Consider the following 13,782-nt stretch of genomic DNA (forward strand, 5'->3'; position numbering starts at 1 on the left):
TTCAAGCCTACCAGAAAACATGCTGCCGAGAGCACATCAAAACGTCTATCCCCACTCATCGCGTTGTCTCAGCGCTGCGGGAATCAGGACGTGCCGTACGCGGGATCAGTCGTGCAGGACGAAGGCGCTGTCGGCACCCGCCTGCCAGAGCGCCTGCAACAGCGCGTCGGTGTCCTCGCCCGGATTGGCGTCGAGCGCCAGCGAGACCGAGCCCGGCTGATCGCCGGTGTCGACGACCAGTCGGCCGTGTCCGTTCGCCAGCTGGCGGATGGTCTCGACCAGCTTCTTGTCGCCAACGGTGCCGATTTCGATGCGCTCGCCGGCATAACCCTGGCTGATCGCCGACAGGGCACCGGAGGCGCCCGACGATGCCGCCGCTGGGGCATAGGAGGCGACGAGCGAACCGTAAGCAATGGCCCGTGGGGTCGGACGCGGCGCCGAGACACCTTCGCTGCCAGCGCCGCTGATGATCGAATCGACACTAGGGCTGCCGGTGTCGACCAGCGAACCGCTGGAGCGGCTGGCGGCGGGCTGCGTCAGGCCAAGCGGCCGGACGCCGGGAAGTGCGGCGGCGCGGGGTGCCACGAGGGCCGTCGCATAGCCACGCGTCGGCACATCGTTGGAGGCGACCATCACGCCGGTCGGCAGGCCGTCATTCAGCGGGCTGGCCGTGCCGGCGCGGTAGCTCGCCACCAGCATCGGCGTGTCGTCGCCCTCGAGCGGCGCCTTGCCGACATATTCAACCGTGACGTCGCCGACGCCGTCCTGCTTGTAGCCGAGCATTTCGGCGGCGCGCGAGGAGACGTCCATCACGCGGTCGGCGACATAGGGACCGCGGTCGTTGACGCGCACCATGACGCTCGCGCCGGTCTTCTTGTTGGTGACGCGGGCATAGGAGGGCAGCGGGAAGGTCGGGTGGGCGGCCGAGAGGCCGAACATGTCGTAGACTTCGCCGTTCGCGGTCAACCGGCCGTGGAAGCTCGAGCCGTACCAGGAGGCCTTGCCGGACTTCTTGTAGCCCGGCTGTTCCTTCGGATAGTACCAAATGCCCCGTACCTTGTAGGGCTTGCCGACCTGCTCGCGGCCGCCGCCCTTCGGAACGATCTTGCGGTCGGTGACGCGCGGGCTCGCCTTCACGCCGTATTCGGCGGAGGAGAAGGATTCGTTCGGGTCGCTCTTGATGCGCTCGTGCTTGTCGCCGCCGTGGGTGGAAGAACCGGACTGGCATGCCGTCATGGCGATGGTCGACAGAATGACCGCGGAAACAGTCAGCGAGCGTCGCAGCGTGGCATGGACAGTGGTCATTCGGCTTTGATCCCCGGGCACAGTCGACAGGCGCATTCGAACAGTGGGATGCGAGGCCCCCTCGCCTTGACCGCATCCCTCGGCTGAAAGAGTTATCAGCGGATTAATCCGTGAAGCAACTTGGGGGAACCGCGTCGAAACGGACCGCCGCAAACGATCCTCGATTGACTGTGCTTTTGCGATGACAGTCATGATCGCGCCATACGTGTTGACGCTTCGGCCGATATAGCGGCCCTCACCCTGCTTCCGCTAAATGCCGTTAGAAGTTTGAATCCTCTGGGTTTTCGATAAGCTACTGGAGGAGGTGATGGACTGTTGGCTTGCCTTTTATCAAGCCGAGCAACCAAGGCGGCCGCCGCTTTTTTGTCACAAAGTCGCCTGGTTCGTCGACCGCGATAAATTTCCATCACAATTTGTTACATTGGAGCTGGGCGGCGACCATCTCTGGTGGGTGGATTGGGTCGCCAACCTGCGTGGGAGACGCCTGAAGGACCTCAAGGAGCGTCCTATCGCCTTCGCCCTTTTGCTGGCGCTGAAAACGCGGTTCTGGGCGAGCGCACGAGAATTCCACGCAACGGCGATCCAGAATGCCCCTGACGACGAAGCCAGGAGTTGCGGTGAAGTGGAATCATGTCGCGAAAGCTTATTTGGCCGTCGTCTTGTGTGGTCGTCATCTGGGAAGTGGAGCGGGTAACGGGAATCGAACCCGTATATTCAGCTTGGAAGGCTGCTGCTCTACCACTGAGCTATACCCGCGTCGCTTGCAGTCTCCGGCACCGCGCCGGCATTGGGCTGTTCAGATCCGACCTGATGGGCCGGCAAGGTTATGGTGGAGGGAGTTGGATTTGAACCAACGTAGGCGAACCAACGGATTTACAGTCCGTCCCCTTTAACCACTCGGGCATCCCTCCATAACCGGCGTCGAAAGGCAAGCATGCAGCTCGCTATCGGTGGTACGCCAGAACCATTTGGCAGTGCGGCTGACCGCGTCGCCTTGGGCTCCGGGCGGCGTTATGCAGAGCGGCGCCGATGCTGTCAACACGCGTAATGCCATGAAGCATCGGAAATCCCCAGCGAACGTTGTGCGGGCGAGCCCGCTTCGATAGAGAGACGGCATGAGCGCAGACCGACCGACCCACACCCCCAAGGATAGCCACTACGCAACGCTGCGGCGTGCCTATCGAGATGCCAAGCCCGGCGCGAAGGCCGAGAGCGGCGAGAAGCCGCGCGGCGAACGGCCGTCGCATCCCGGCAAGCCGGGACCGGACGACCGGGTGCGGCTCTACGGCCTGCACACGGTGGCGGCGGCGCTGAAGAACCCGAAGCGCAAGGCCTTCCGCCTTCTCGCCACGCGCAACGCGCTGGTGCGGCTGGAGGTCGACGAGGCGGCCCTGCCCTGCCCGCTGGAGATCGTGGAGCCGCGGCAGCTGGACGTCGAGCTCGGCTCGGATGCCGTCCACCAAGGTGTGATGCTGGAAGCCGCGCCCTTGAAGACGAAGTCGCTGCAGGATGTCGGCGATTCCGAGATCGTGCTGGTGCTCGACCAGGTGACCGACCCGCACAATGTCGGCGCCATCCTTCGCTCGGCAGCGGCTTTCGGGGCGGGCGCGATCATCACGACCTCGCGCCATTCGCCCCAGGAGAGCGGCGTTCTCGCCAAGGCAGCTTCCGGCGCGCTGGAACTCGTGCCCTACGTCCAGGTGACCAATTTGGCCGATGCCCTGCAGAAGCTCGGCGAGCGCGGCTTCCAGACCGTCGGTCTCGATTCGGAGGGCGAAGGCCAGCTCGAATCGGCTTTCGCCGGAACGCGTCTCGCTCTGGTGCTGGGTGCCGAGGGCAAGGGGCTTCGGCAGAAGACCCGCGAGACGGTCGACGTTCTGGCGCGGCTGGAGGTGCCCGGCGAGATTCGCTCGCTCAACGTCTCCAACGCGGCCGCTGTCGCCCTCTACGCAGCCCGGCGCTTCCTCGCACCACGGTAATCTCAGGCGGCTTGGACAGGCTGTCTCGGCCGGCAATCGCATTCCGAATCGACCGATGGCCGCCTGCATCCTGCTTTTCCAAGAAGCGTCAGTCATGACCGCCCGCAAACGCATCGCGAGCCGGCCATGGCGCTTCGCAAATTCGCCATTCTCGTCGGCTCCATCGCCCTGACGCCGAGGAGCCTTGCCATGAACCCAACCATGCGATTCGCCGCCTGTGCGAGCATTGCGATGGCGTCGGCTGTCGCGGGCGCCACGCCCGCTGCGGCGCACCCACATGTCTTCGCCAACTCCACCGTGCAGATCGTCGTCGGTGCCGACGGGCGGATGGTGTCGCTGCACAACAGCTGGTGGATGGACGAGCTGTTCTCGTCGAGCGTCGTTGTCGACTTCGACAAGAACGGCAATGGCACGCTCGATCCGGACGAACTGAAGGCCATCGGCAAGCAGGTCGGCTCCTCGATCGCCGAATGGTCCTACTACACCTTTGTCACCCAGAACGGCGCGAAGGTGCCGCTGACGGCCCCGCCGACGCTCGATGTCATCTTTGATGCCAAGAGGGGCCAGCTGCGATTCTCGTTCAGCATGGCGCCGGCCGAGCCGCTGGAGCTGAAGGGAAAGACCACGACGGTCTCCAATTTCGACGACACCTACTTCGTCGCGTTCGACTTCACCGGCGGGGACAAGGCTTTTTCGGTGAAGGGCCTGCCGAAGAAATGCAAAACCACCACGGCGGCACCGACACCGGACCAGGCGGCAAAGTCCTGGATGGATTCGATCTCGGCGCTGGGAACCAGCGACACGGTGCCCGAGGACGGGATCAAGTTCTCCGAGGTCCTGTCGACGAAGTTCAGCCTGGATTGCAGCAAGGCCTAATAGGCGTCGTCGCGAGTGCAGCGTCGAGCGGCCCCGGAAGCGATCAGACGTTGCCCTCGGTGCAAGCCGCGCAGATGCCCTTGATTTCGATCGCCGTCTTGGACGGCCTGAATTGGTTGTCGGCGGCCCAGCGGGTGAGTCGCTCCTGCACGTCCGGTTCGGAGAATTCCGTGACGTTGCCGCATGTTTCGCAGATCGCAAAGGCCATCATCGATGTGGCATGGCTGTGCGGATGGGCGCAGGCGACGAAGGCGTTGACGCTTTCCAGGCGGTGGACGAGGCCGGCGTCGACGAGCTTGTCGAGCGCACGGTAGACCTGCAGCGGCGCGCGAAGACCGTCCTCGCGCAGCGCGTCGAGGATGGAATAGGCGCTGAGCGGCCCCTCGGCCCGCTCCAGCGCCCCCATCACCAGACCCTGATTCTTCGTCAGTGCGGGCGCGTCGCTCATGACATGGCTCCCTGCGGGAAGGCGGTCGTTCCCCATCCCCCTCCCTATCGCAAACGAGGGAGGGCCGGACAAGCAACTGTTATAAGATTACCGCCGGCCCCGGCCAAGGCCCGCTTGCTTCTTCAGGTCGCCGCGATCCGCGTCAGACCTCCACCTCGACGCGGCCGATCGGCTTGGAGCAGCAGGCGAGGATGTAGCCTTCCTCGATCTCGTCGTCCCGGATGCCGCCATTGTGCACCATGTGGACCTCGCCGGAGATTTTCAGCGTCTTGCAGGTGCCGCAGACACCGAACTGGCACGCGCTCGGAATGTTCAGGCCGAGGCTTTTGGCGACCTGCAGCACGGTATCGGTCTCGGTGCAGGCTGCTTCGAGGCCCGACGCCGTGAAGACGATGCGGGCGCCCTTCCCGTCTTCCGGAATGACGTCGTCGGCGCCGGGCGGCGGCCCCTCGATCACCTCGGGCGCGCTGAAACTCTCCTCGTGATAATGCGCCATGTCGAAGCCGGCGGCATTCAGGATGTCGCGCACCGCCTGCATGAACACGGCCGGGCCGCAGCAGAAGATTTCGCGGCCGTGGTAGTCGGCGGCGATGAGCTCCAGCATCAGGCTGTTGATGCGGCCCTTGTAGCCGGTCCAGGCGTCGAAGGGATCGGCCCGCTCGACGATCCAGGCAAGGTCGATGTCGTTGACCCGCGCCGCCATCCGCTCGAGCTCGGCCCGGAAGATGATGTCGGACGGGCTGCGCGCGCAGTGGATGAACTTGATGTCGGTGTGGCGGGCATTGTCGTAAAGCCAGCGCGTCATCGACATCATCGGCGTGATGCCGGAGCCGGCCGAGATGAAGAGATAGCGCTCGGCCGGATGGTTGTGGAAGGTGAAGATGCCCGCGGGGCCATAGGCCTTCAGCCGCACGCCCTCATGCACATTGTCGAACATCCAGCGGCTGGCGACGCTGCCGGCCTGCGCCTTTACCGTTACCGAGACCGACAGCGGCCGTGAGGGGCTCGACGACAACGTATAGGTGCGCAGCACCGGCCCGCCGGGCATCGGCAGCTCCAGCGTTACGAACTGTCCGGGATGGTAGCGGAACCAGGATTCATCCGGCGTCTGGAACGAGAACGTCATGACGTCGGACGTTTCCGGCAGCACCGCAACGCATTCGAGGACCTGGACGTCATTCCAGGGGCGCATCTCATCGAGATGCTTGGGACGCGATGCGGGGATCATCTGCTCCGTCTCAGGCGACCGAGGCCAGCCGCGGGGCACGATCGCTGGTCAGGCGCTTCTCCATGAAGCCGCAATACCAGTCTACGAACTGCAGCACGCCGCCTTCGTGCACCGGCGAGTACGGGCCCGGCAGATAGGCCGGCGAGTTGATGCCGAACTGGTTCTCCTCGATGATCCGGCGGTCCTGGTCGTTGGTGGCGATCCAGACCTTGGTCATCTCGTCGATGGAGTAGTCGACGCCCTCGACCGCATCCTTGTGCACCAGCCATTTGGTGGTGACCTCGGTCTTGTTCGGGCCGATCGGCAGCACACGGAACGACGTCGCGTGGTCGCCGAGGACGTGATTCCAGGTGGTCGGATAATGGAACAGCAGCATCGAGCCGATCTGCGGCGTCAGCACGGTCTCGCTCAGCGGGCGCTTGACCGCCGCCTTGCCGGACATGGTGAAGCTCACGGCATCGCGCAGCAGCGGCATGCGGGCCGTGCGGAACTGGCCGTCCTCGGAAATCCTGAACTGGCTCGGCAAGCCGGCGGCCTCGCAGCGCTGCCAGTGCTCGGCGATCTCCGGCTCGTCCATCGCGTCGACGCCGGTGACGCCCGGCGCCTCGGGGAAGGTGCGGCACAGCTCGGGATGGCTACCGGCGCAGTGGTAGCACTCGCGGTTGTTCTCCCAGGTGAGCTTCCAGTTGCCCTCCTCGACGATGCTCATCTCGAAGGCTACCTTCGTCTCGCCGAGCCGATGCGGCGCAAGATAAGGGCCGACCATCGTGCGGACGGGCTCGAAGTCCGGCGCGACGTCCGAAAGGCTCACGAAGATGTAGCCGCCGACGGTCTCGCAGTGGACCGGCTGCAGGCCGAATTCGGCCGGCTTGAAGTCCGCGCCCATGTCGCGGGCGAACAGCAGGCGGCCATCGAGCTCGTAGGTCCACTGGTGATAGGGGCAGACGAGCTTGGCGGTGACGCCCTTCGCTGCCGAGCAGATGCGCGAGCCACGGTGACGGCAGGAATTGTGGAAGGCGCGGATGTTCTTCTGCCCGTCGCGGACGATCAGCACGGGATAGACGCCTATCTGCACCGTCATGTAGCTGCCGGGCTTCGGCAGCTCGCAGTCATGGCCCATGAACAGCCAGTCGCGGTACCAGATGGTCTCGAGATCGACCTGATAGTAGTCGGGATCGCTGTAGAAGGCCTGCTCGAGGCTATAGCCGGGCTTACGCCGCTGCAACTTGGCCAGCATATCGTCGCGAACGTTCATGCCCATCTCCCGCACCGTCTAATTCCCGTTCCGCCTATCGGAGAAAACCCGATCCCCGGTGAACCGCCGTTCTGCAGCTCTTCCGAAGGGACAATGTCCCGGTCCGTCGGGGCCTCGCCGCGTCCTCGACCCTTGCGCCGAAGCAAGCCAGGACCCAGTGATCACACCACCCGGACGGCGTGGACGAGCCGATAAAAGCGACAGCATTCCCCACTGTCTACGACATCCGGGCCGCCGGGTATGGATCACGGTTGAAGCGCTTGAAAAGGCGGAGCCTGTACTGCCTCAGACGGCGGCAAGTGCCTGTTGCGGCAGCATGTCTCCGAGACCAAGCCGGCGCCGAATCGAGGCCTTCTCTCCGGCAAGGTCGGCGATGGTGTAACCGCCGAGCACGCCCATGAAGGCAGCCAACGCCGCGCGCAGCGCGGCGTTGAGGCTGCAGCTGTCGATTAGCGGGCAGTCGCTCTTGCCGGTCTCGAAGCATTCGGAGAGGTTGAAATTGTCCTCGGTCACCTCGACCACCGCCCGCAAGGTGATGCGGCTGGCGTCCTGGCCGAGCCGGATGCCGCCATTGCGGCCGCGAACGGTTTCGATGAAGCCGGCTTCGACAAGCGGCTGCAGGATCTTGAACAGGAACAGTTCCGAGACCGAATAGGCGGTGGCGATCTCGCCCACGCGGCTGAGACGATGGTTGTTCACCGCGCAATACATCAGCATGCGGATAGCGTGGTTGGTCTGGCGGGTCAGGCGCATCTTAGCTTCCCATGCACGAGACGACGCAAGCCGGCGTCGATCCCCCAACATTAGAAGGATTCCAAAACTAAGAGAAGGGCTGATCGCAAATCAGTTTGGTCTGCTTCTACCGGGAAGATGCTCAGCTGGCGAGACCGCGGGTATAATGACGATTTTCCCGCGGAAATCCGCCGACGTGAGGCTCATAGACCAGGATTTCCGGATGACGATCGGTCCCGAGACCATGCTGGACACCGCACGGGGACAGGCCTGTCCGACCGAGAGTAGCGATGGGGCGTGTCACCCGACCCCAACATGTCTTGAACGACCTGCTCTTCGAAAATAAGCGCAGGGCAGTCTGCTGGAACCAACCCCTCTTTCGAAGGGGGGCGTGCCCCCCTCCAGAGAGGCCTCAGTCGGCGGCAGGATGAAAATTCATCGCGACGCCGTTGATGCAATAGCGCAGGTGAGTCGGCGGCGGGCCGTCGTCGAAGACATGACCGAGATGGCTGCCGCAGCGGCTGCAGTGCACTTCGGTGCGGACCATGCCATGGCTGCGGTCGACGGTGCTTTCCGTCGAGCCTTCCACCGGGTCGTTGAAGCTCGGCCAGCCCGTGCCGCTCTCGAACTTGCGGGTCGAATCGAAGAGTTCCTGATCGCAGCCGGCGCAAGAGAAGATGCCGTGGCGCTTCTCGTAGTTCAGCGCGCAGCTGCCTGGCCGCTCGGTGCCATGGCCGCGCATCACCTGATACTGTTCCGGCGTCAATCTTGCGCGCCATTCGGCATCGGTTCGGGTGACGGCAAAGTTGTGGGCGTCCATATCTCGTCCTTTCGCTGGATCGGCTGGATATGGGCACGCCGCCCTTGCCTGGCAATCGCTGCCGGTCTTAAACCCGCGTGCATCGGTCTGTCGCAACACCCGGAACGCCGAGCCCCGGTTGACGCCGCGCGCCGGTGAACGCTAAAGCCTGAAGGACGAAACCGTTCGGTAGCAGAAACGGCCGCGGCGGATCATCCTCGATCCCCCCGGCCGCGATTGTCTAGCGAAGAGACCACGGATGGGTGGCCGAGCGGTTGAAGGCACCGGTCTTGAAAACCGGCGGGCGGGAGACCGTCTCGTGGGTTCGAATCCCACCCCATCCGCCATTTCTCTTTTCGCAGTTTCACGCCCAGCCTTGCAAAAGCCCGCAGAACGAGCCCTTGCAATTTCAAAGATTGCTCGCAACCCTTCGTCAAATCCTGCTTCAAGCCAAGGGTATGCGGGGTAGAAAATGGGGTATTTCAAGATGGGGCGGGGGTATTTGTGCGGTTGATCGATACGGTAGTCCCCATGGCTGGCTAGGGTCGCGGCCGACGCTGATCGACGGCAAAGTCGATGGTTCCGCCCTGGAGGCAAGCGCCTGAAGCGCCAACGATGGCAGTGTTTGTTCCGCTGTTGGTAAACTCAGAACCACCCTCATCGCCTGCCGCAACGAGACATCCTCCCGCACCGCCATTGCCGTCGCCATGGGTCGTCTTCGCGGCGGTTGCGACAGCGGAAATGCTACGTTTTTGGCTCCGGCTTCACCCAGCGAGCGACATCCTAATTCGACCGCTTCGCACCGGCTGGTCCGCCCCCCTCCCCGACCGCGATGGCCTTTCGCAAACCACTTGCGGGTTGAGAACCCAGCGCAAGAGGATTGTGAAAAGTTAGAACGCAGGTGCCGCCGTCGACGCAAAAGCCTTCCTCAAACGGCCGTTTGCGAAAGGCTCCTCCCGATGTTGCTCGGCTACGCCCGTGTCTCCAAGTCCGACGACCAGAGCATCGCCGCGCAGGCCCGCGCGCTGCGGGATGCCGGATGCGATCGCGTGTTCGAGGAGACCGCGTCCGGCGGGCGCTCGGATCGCCCGGAGCTTCAACGGCTGCTCGACCACCTTCGGCCTGGTGATACCCTCATGACCTGGAAACTCGACCGCTTGTCGCGTCCGTTGAAGAACGCTCTTGCGATCATTGAATGAGTCGAGAAGACCGGCGCGGGGTTCCGATCCCTGACCAAGCCCATCGACCCGGCAACGGCACCACGGCGGATGCTCCTGCATATGGTCGCGGCGTTCGCGGAGTTCGAGCGGACGATGATCCGCGAGCGCACCAGTGCCGGTCTCCGACAGGCTCGGGCCGAAGGCCGCATCGGCGGGCGTCGCCCGAAGCTGACCGCCCGCCAGCGCCAAGAGATCGTCGAGAGCGTCTTGTCCGGACGGAGAACTGCAGCGGACATGTCCTGCCTCTACAGTGTGTGCCAGCCGACGATGAGCCGGATTTTGGCGGATGCCCGATCAAGACCCGACTGAAGCCGGCAGGGACTTCTCCATCACGGTGCCGAGCATCTGGTCGGCTGCTTTCGATACATAGCGATTGAGCCGCTTGAATCTTTCATGTTGCGCTGCGTCAGGGCGTGCGCAACATCATCGGATGGAGTCCATCGGCCTTGCCATCTTGATCGTCGACGAAAATCGGGCTCGTGCATCGATCATCGAGGAGGGCCTGCTCGAGGCCGGGCATCACCGTGTTCATGTCGTCAAGGAGATGACGGGGCTGGTGCGCGAGATAGAGGCGTTCAAGCCGGATGTCATCGTCGTCGATCTCGAAAATCCCAACCGCGACCGGCTCGAACAATTCTTTCAAGTGACGCGCACCGTGCAACGGCCGATCGCCATGTTCGTCGATCGCTCCGATGCCGCCTCCATGGAATCGGCCATCGCTGCGGGTGTCTCCGCCTATATCGTCGACGGCTTGAAGAAGGAGCGGGTCAAGCCGATTCTCGACATGGCGATCCTGCGTTTCCACGCCTATTCGCGACTTACCCGCGAGCTCGACGAAGCCCGATCCGAGTTGGCCGACCGCAAGGTGATCGAGCGGGCGAAGGGGCTCGTGATGGCGATGCGCGGCATTTCCGAGGAGCAGGCGTACCGGATGCTGCGCGAGACGGCGATGAACGAGAAGAGGCGACTGGTCGACATTGCGCGCAGCGTCGTCACCGCGGCTTCCCTGTTGTCGAAATGAGAGCGAGCCGATGACCGTCCTTCGACATGATCCGGTGGTGCGTGCCGGCTTTATTCCACTACTCGACGCGGCGGTGCTGATCGCCGCCAGCGCGCTCGGGCTCGACCGGGAGCACGGCGTCCGCCTCGAGCTCGTGCGCGAGGTGTCCTGGTCGAACATCCGCGACCGTCTGGCCTTTCGCCAGTTCGACGTGGCGCACATGCTGGGTCCCATGGCGGTGGCCTCGCAGCTCGGCCTCGGCTCCAACCCCTATCCCGTCATCGCGCCCTTCGCGCTCGGCATGGGCGGCAACGCAATCACGCTGTCGACTGCGCTGTTCGCCGAGATGCAGGCGGCAAGTCAAGGCGGCGAGACGTCCGCGGCGCACGGGCGGGCCCTGAAGCGCGTCATCGACGTGCGGCGACGGAGCGGCAAGCCGCCGCTCGTGCTCGGCTGCACCTATCCGTTTTCCTCGCACAATTACGAGTTCCGCTACTGGATGGCGCAAGCCGGGATCGACCCGGACCGCGACGTGACCATGACGATCGTGCCGCCGCCGATGACCGCCGACGCGTTGAAGGCGGGCGTCATCGACGGCTTCTGCGTCAACGCCCCGTGGAACGTCCTCGCGGTCGAGGCCGGCATCGGCCGGGTCGTCGCGGTCAAGGCCGACATCTGGCCGGCCTCGCCGGAAAAGGTGCTCGGCATGCGGCCGGACTGGTGGGACGCCAACCGCGAGACCGGCGAGCGGCTGCTCATCGCCCTCGATGCCGCCGCCAGGTGGTGCGACGTGCCGGCAAACCGCCCGGCGCTGGCCGACATCCTCGCCCGGCCCGACTACATCGGCGGATCGGCGGCGATGATCGCCGCCATTCTCGCCGGCGACATCCCGATCGGGCCCGACGGCACCCGCCGCCATATCCCGGACTACCTCACCTTTCACGCCGAAACGGCAAACTTTCCCTGGCAGAGCCAGGCGCTGTGGACCTACAGCCAGATGGTGCGCTGGGGCCAGGTCGGCTGGAGCGAGCGGCAGGCCAAGCTGGCCGCCAGCGCCTTCCGCCCAGATCTCTACCGCGCAGTCTTCGCCGACCGCATCGATCGCCTGCCGTTGGCGGACCAGCGGATCGAGACCGGCCCACCGGGCGACGGGCCCGTCCCCGGCGCCCGCTTCGACCCCTCGCAGATCGTGGGCTACGTCGCGCAGTTCCCCATTCGTCACGCGGGAGACGGCGCGCCACCCTCCGCCGCAGGCGATTGATCGACACGCCGACAGCCGCGCGAGTCCTGCTGCATCTTTAGTCACCACGACACGGAAATGCGCAGCGCCTGAGCCGGATTGGAACCTTTGTAAATCAGCGGTTTGTTCGATTCTGCCTACAAAAAGAACACACACGCCTGCCGTCTATTTGGACTTTCCAAATGGTGCGTCTTCGGATCAAATAAGAGCGTGCCCGTCAAAGAAGACAGGGCATCGAACAGCTTCGAACGCGAAGCATTCACCAGACATCGACGTCGCTGGACCTGCAATCGTCTTCCGTAACCGGAGGTCGCCTTGCCGGCACCGCGGCGTTTTTTTTTGTTTCCGAGCCGAGCCCCCCTTCCGTCCGAGGATCGACATGTCCGACCCCATTTCCGCCGGCCTCAACCGTCGTCGCTTCCTGCAAAATGCCGCCGCGACCGCAAGCACGGCGGCGCTGTTCTCGGCGATCGGCGCCGCCTTTCCGGCCGGCGCCTTTGCTCAAGGTGCGGGCCCCGAGACGACCAAGGCGATCCTCGGCTTCATCGCCCTCACCGATGCCGCACCGCTGATCGTCGCCAAGGAGAAGGGCTATTTCGAGAAGCATGGCATGCCGGACGTCGAGGTGGTCAAGCAGTCGTCTTGGGGCACAACGCGCGACAATCTCGTGCTTGGCTCGGCCGGCTCGGGCATTGACGGCGCCCATATCCTGACGCCGATCCCCTACCTGATGTCGGCGGGCAAGGTCACGCAGAACGGCCAGCCGCTGCCGATGGCCATCCTCGCCCGTCTCAATCTCGACGGCCAGGCGATCTCGATCGGCAAGGAATATGCGGGCCTGAAGGTCGGGCTCGATGCCTCGGTGCTGCGCGAAAGCTTCGCGCAGAAGAAGGCGGCCGGCGCCCCGGCCAAGGTCGCGGTGACCTTTCCGGGCGGCAACCACGATCTCTGGATGCGCTATTGGCTGGCGGCCGGGGGCATCGATCCCGACAGCGATGTCGAGACCATCGTCGTCCCGCCGCCGCAGATGGTCGCGAACATGAAGGTCGGCACCATGGACGCCTTCTGCGTTGGCGAGCCGTGGAATGCGCAATTGGTTGACCAGGGCATCGGCTTCACCGCCCTGACCTCGGGCGAGCTCTGGTCGAAGCACCCGGAGAAGAGCTTCGCGATGCGCGCCGACTGGGTGGAGAAGAACCCGAAAGCGACGGTCGCGTTGCTGATGGCGGTGCAAGAGGCCGCGCAATGGGCCGACGACATGGCCAACAAGGACGAACTCGCCGAAATCCTCGGCAAGCGCGCCTGGTTCAACGTCAAGCCGGCCGATATCGGCCCGCGGATGAAGGGCAACTTCGATTACGGCAATGGCCGCGTGGTGGCGGATTCCCCGCACTTCATGAAGTTCTGGCGCGACGACGCGTCCTATCCCTTCAAGAGCCACGACGCCTGGTTCGTCACCGAGGACATGCGCTGGGGCAAGCTCGAGGCCGCGACCGACGTCAAGGCTATGGTCGACCGGGTGAACCGGGAGGATCTCTGGCGCGAGGCGGCCAAGGCGCTCGGCGTTTCGGCGATCCCCGCCTCGGCCTCGCGCGGCAAGGAGACCTTCTTCGACGGCAAAGTCTTCGACCCCGAAAATCCCGCCGCCTATCTCGCCAGCCTCGCCATCACCCGCATGGTCTGAGCCGGCCCGCGCCGAC

The 13,782-nt window shown here is 64.4% G+C and carries 12 protein-coding genes, 3 tRNA genes and 1 pseudogene; 8 read left to right on the top strand and 8 right to left on the bottom strand.

Going from position 1 to position 13,782, the window contains the following annotated elements:
* Nucleotides 1-105: 105 nt before the first annotated feature.
* A complete protein-coding gene (locus tag ACZLZY_RS09890; RefSeq protein WP_472933378.1) occupies nt 106-1,305 on the bottom strand; it encodes a septal ring lytic transglycosylase RlpA family protein in 1,200 nt (399 codons plus the stop codon).
* A gap of 307 nt (nt 1,306-1,612) precedes the next feature.
* Here ACZLZY_RS09890 and ACZLZY_RS09895 point away from each other — a divergent pair, with 307 nt between their 5' ends.
* Complete coding sequence (locus ACZLZY_RS09895; RefSeq protein WP_472933379.1) at nt 1,613-1,999, top strand: hypothetical protein; 387 nt, start codon at nt 1,613-1,615, stop codon at nt 1,997-1,999.
* On the opposite strand, the gene ACZLZY_RS09900 is transcribed toward ACZLZY_RS09895, so the two are convergent.
* Both ACZLZY_RS09900 and ACZLZY_RS09905 read right to left on the bottom strand, forming a co-directional pair.
* Nucleotides 1,988-2,061, bottom strand: a tRNA-Gly gene (locus ACZLZY_RS09900). The genes ACZLZY_RS09895 and ACZLZY_RS09900 overlap by 12 nt on opposite strands.
* Before the next feature lie 71 nt (nt 2,062-2,132).
* Nucleotides 2,133-2,216, bottom strand: a tRNA-Tyr gene (locus tag ACZLZY_RS09905).
* A gap of 204 nt (nt 2,217-2,420) precedes the next feature.
* On the opposite strand from ACZLZY_RS09905, the gene rlmB reads away from it, so the two are divergent.
* Together rlmB and ACZLZY_RS09915 are read left to right on the top strand one after the other, a co-directional pair.
* On the top strand, nt 2,421-3,284 hold the full coding sequence (gene rlmB, locus ACZLZY_RS09910) for a 23S rRNA (guanosine(2251)-2'-O)-methyltransferase RlmB (protein ID WP_472933380.1): 864 nt from the start codon (nt 2,421-2,423) through the stop codon (nt 3,282-3,284).
* Between the two features lie 126 nt (nt 3,285-3,410).
* The gene (locus tag ACZLZY_RS09915) at nt 3,411-4,160 is read left to right on the top strand and encodes a DUF1007 family protein (protein WP_472933381.1); all 750 of its coding nucleotides are present in this window, start codon (nt 3,411-3,413) and stop codon (nt 4,158-4,160) included.
* A gap of 43 nt (nt 4,161-4,203) precedes the next feature.
* On the opposite strand, the gene ACZLZY_RS09920 is transcribed toward ACZLZY_RS09915, so the two are convergent.
* From ACZLZY_RS09920 to msrB, 5 genes are all read right to left on the bottom strand, one after another.
* Nucleotides 4,204-4,608, bottom strand: a complete 405-nt coding sequence (locus tag ACZLZY_RS09920) for a Fur family transcriptional regulator (protein ID WP_472933382.1) — start codon at nt 4,606-4,608, stop codon at nt 4,204-4,206.
* A 142-nt stretch (nt 4,609-4,750) separates the two neighbouring features.
* Nucleotides 4,751-5,800 (bottom strand): 2Fe-2S iron-sulfur cluster-binding protein, encoded by a 1,050-nt coding sequence (locus ACZLZY_RS09925; RefSeq protein ID WP_496253577.1) that lies wholly within the window; start codon nt 5,798-5,800, stop codon nt 4,751-4,753.
* A gap of 46 nt (nt 5,801-5,846) precedes the next feature.
* A complete protein-coding gene (locus ACZLZY_RS09930; protein ID WP_472933384.1) occupies nt 5,847-7,091 on the bottom strand; it encodes an aromatic ring-hydroxylating oxygenase subunit alpha in 1,245 nt (414 codons plus the stop codon).
* 285 nt (nt 7,092-7,376) lie between these two features.
* Entirely contained in the window at nt 7,377-7,844 is a 468-nt protein-coding gene (rirA, locus tag ACZLZY_RS09935; RefSeq protein ID WP_472933385.1) for an iron-responsive transcriptional regulator RirA, read from the bottom strand.
* A gap of 391 nt (nt 7,845-8,235) precedes the next feature.
* On the bottom strand, nt 8,236-8,643 hold the full coding sequence (gene msrB, locus ACZLZY_RS09940) for a peptide-methionine (R)-S-oxide reductase MsrB (RefSeq protein ID WP_472933386.1): 408 nt from the start codon (nt 8,641-8,643) through the stop codon (nt 8,236-8,238).
* 236 nt (nt 8,644-8,879) lie between these two features.
* On the opposite strand from msrB, the gene ACZLZY_RS09945 reads away from it, so the two are divergent.
* From ACZLZY_RS09945 to ACZLZY_RS09965, 5 genes and pseudogenes are all read left to right on the top strand, one after another.
* Nucleotides 8,880-8,969, top strand: a tRNA-Ser gene (locus ACZLZY_RS09945).
* Between the two features lie 612 nt (nt 8,970-9,581).
* Nucleotides 9,582-10,151, top strand: a pseudogene (locus tag ACZLZY_RS09950) (recombinase family protein).
* Between the two features lie 121 nt (nt 10,152-10,272).
* Nucleotides 10,273-10,863 carry an ANTAR domain-containing response regulator gene (locus ACZLZY_RS09955; RefSeq protein ID WP_472933388.1) on the top strand — a complete coding sequence of 197 codons (591 nt, stop codon included), beginning with the start codon at nt 10,273-10,275 and terminating at the stop codon, nt 10,861-10,863.
* Nucleotides 10,864-10,873: 10 nt separating this feature from the next.
* Nucleotides 10,874-12,103 (top strand): CmpA/NrtA family ABC transporter substrate-binding protein, encoded by a 1,230-nt coding sequence (locus tag ACZLZY_RS09960; protein ID WP_472933389.1) that lies wholly within the window; start codon nt 10,874-10,876, stop codon nt 12,101-12,103.
* 358 nt (nt 12,104-12,461) lie between these two features.
* On the top strand, nt 12,462-13,766 hold the full coding sequence (locus tag ACZLZY_RS09965) for a CmpA/NrtA family ABC transporter substrate-binding protein (RefSeq protein ID WP_472933390.1): 1,305 nt from the start codon (nt 12,462-12,464) through the stop codon (nt 13,764-13,766).
* The last annotated feature ends 16 nt before the right edge of the window (nt 13,767-13,782 follow it).

The organism is Mesocryomonas lacus (assembly GCF_055730135.2).

What these genes read in the sequence shown, in the direction of transcription:
- ACZLZY_RS09890 (WP_472933378.1), bottom strand. Translation starts at nt 1,305, where the DNA reads ATGACCACTGTCCATGCCACGCTGCGACGCTCGCTGACTGTTTCCGCG.
- ACZLZY_RS09895 (WP_472933379.1), top strand. Translation starts at nt 1,613, where the DNA reads ATGGACTGTTGGCTTGCCTTTTATCAAGCCGAGCAACCAAGGCGGCCG.
- rlmB (WP_472933380.1), top strand. Translation starts at nt 2,421, where the DNA reads ATGAGCGCAGACCGACCGACCCACACCCCCAAGGATAGCCACTACGCA.
- ACZLZY_RS09915 (WP_472933381.1), top strand. Translation starts at nt 3,411, where the DNA reads ATGGCGCTTCGCAAATTCGCCATTCTCGTCGGCTCCATCGCCCTGACG.
- ACZLZY_RS09920 (WP_472933382.1), bottom strand. Translation starts at nt 4,608, where the DNA reads ATGAGCGACGCGCCCGCACTGACGAAGAATCAGGGTCTGGTGATGGGG.
- ACZLZY_RS09925 (WP_496253577.1), bottom strand. Translation starts at nt 5,800, where the DNA reads ATGCGCCCCTGGAATGACGTCCAGGTCCTCGAATGCGTTGCGGTGCTG.
- ACZLZY_RS09930 (WP_472933384.1), bottom strand. Translation starts at nt 7,091, where the DNA reads ATGAACGTTCGCGACGATATGCTGGCCAAGTTGCAGCGGCGTAAGCCC.
- rirA (WP_472933385.1), bottom strand. Translation starts at nt 7,844, where the DNA reads ATGCGCCTGACCCGCCAGACCAACCACGCTATCCGCATGCTGATGTAT.
- msrB (WP_472933386.1), bottom strand. Translation starts at nt 8,643, where the DNA reads ATGGACGCCCACAACTTTGCCGTCACCCGAACCGATGCCGAATGGCGC.
- ACZLZY_RS09955 (WP_472933388.1), top strand. Translation starts at nt 10,273, where the DNA reads ATGGAGTCCATCGGCCTTGCCATCTTGATCGTCGACGAAAATCGGGCT.
- ACZLZY_RS09960 (WP_472933389.1), top strand. Translation starts at nt 10,874, where the DNA reads ATGACCGTCCTTCGACATGATCCGGTGGTGCGTGCCGGCTTTATTCCA.
- ACZLZY_RS09965 (WP_472933390.1), top strand. Translation starts at nt 12,462, where the DNA reads ATGTCCGACCCCATTTCCGCCGGCCTCAACCGTCGTCGCTTCCTGCAA.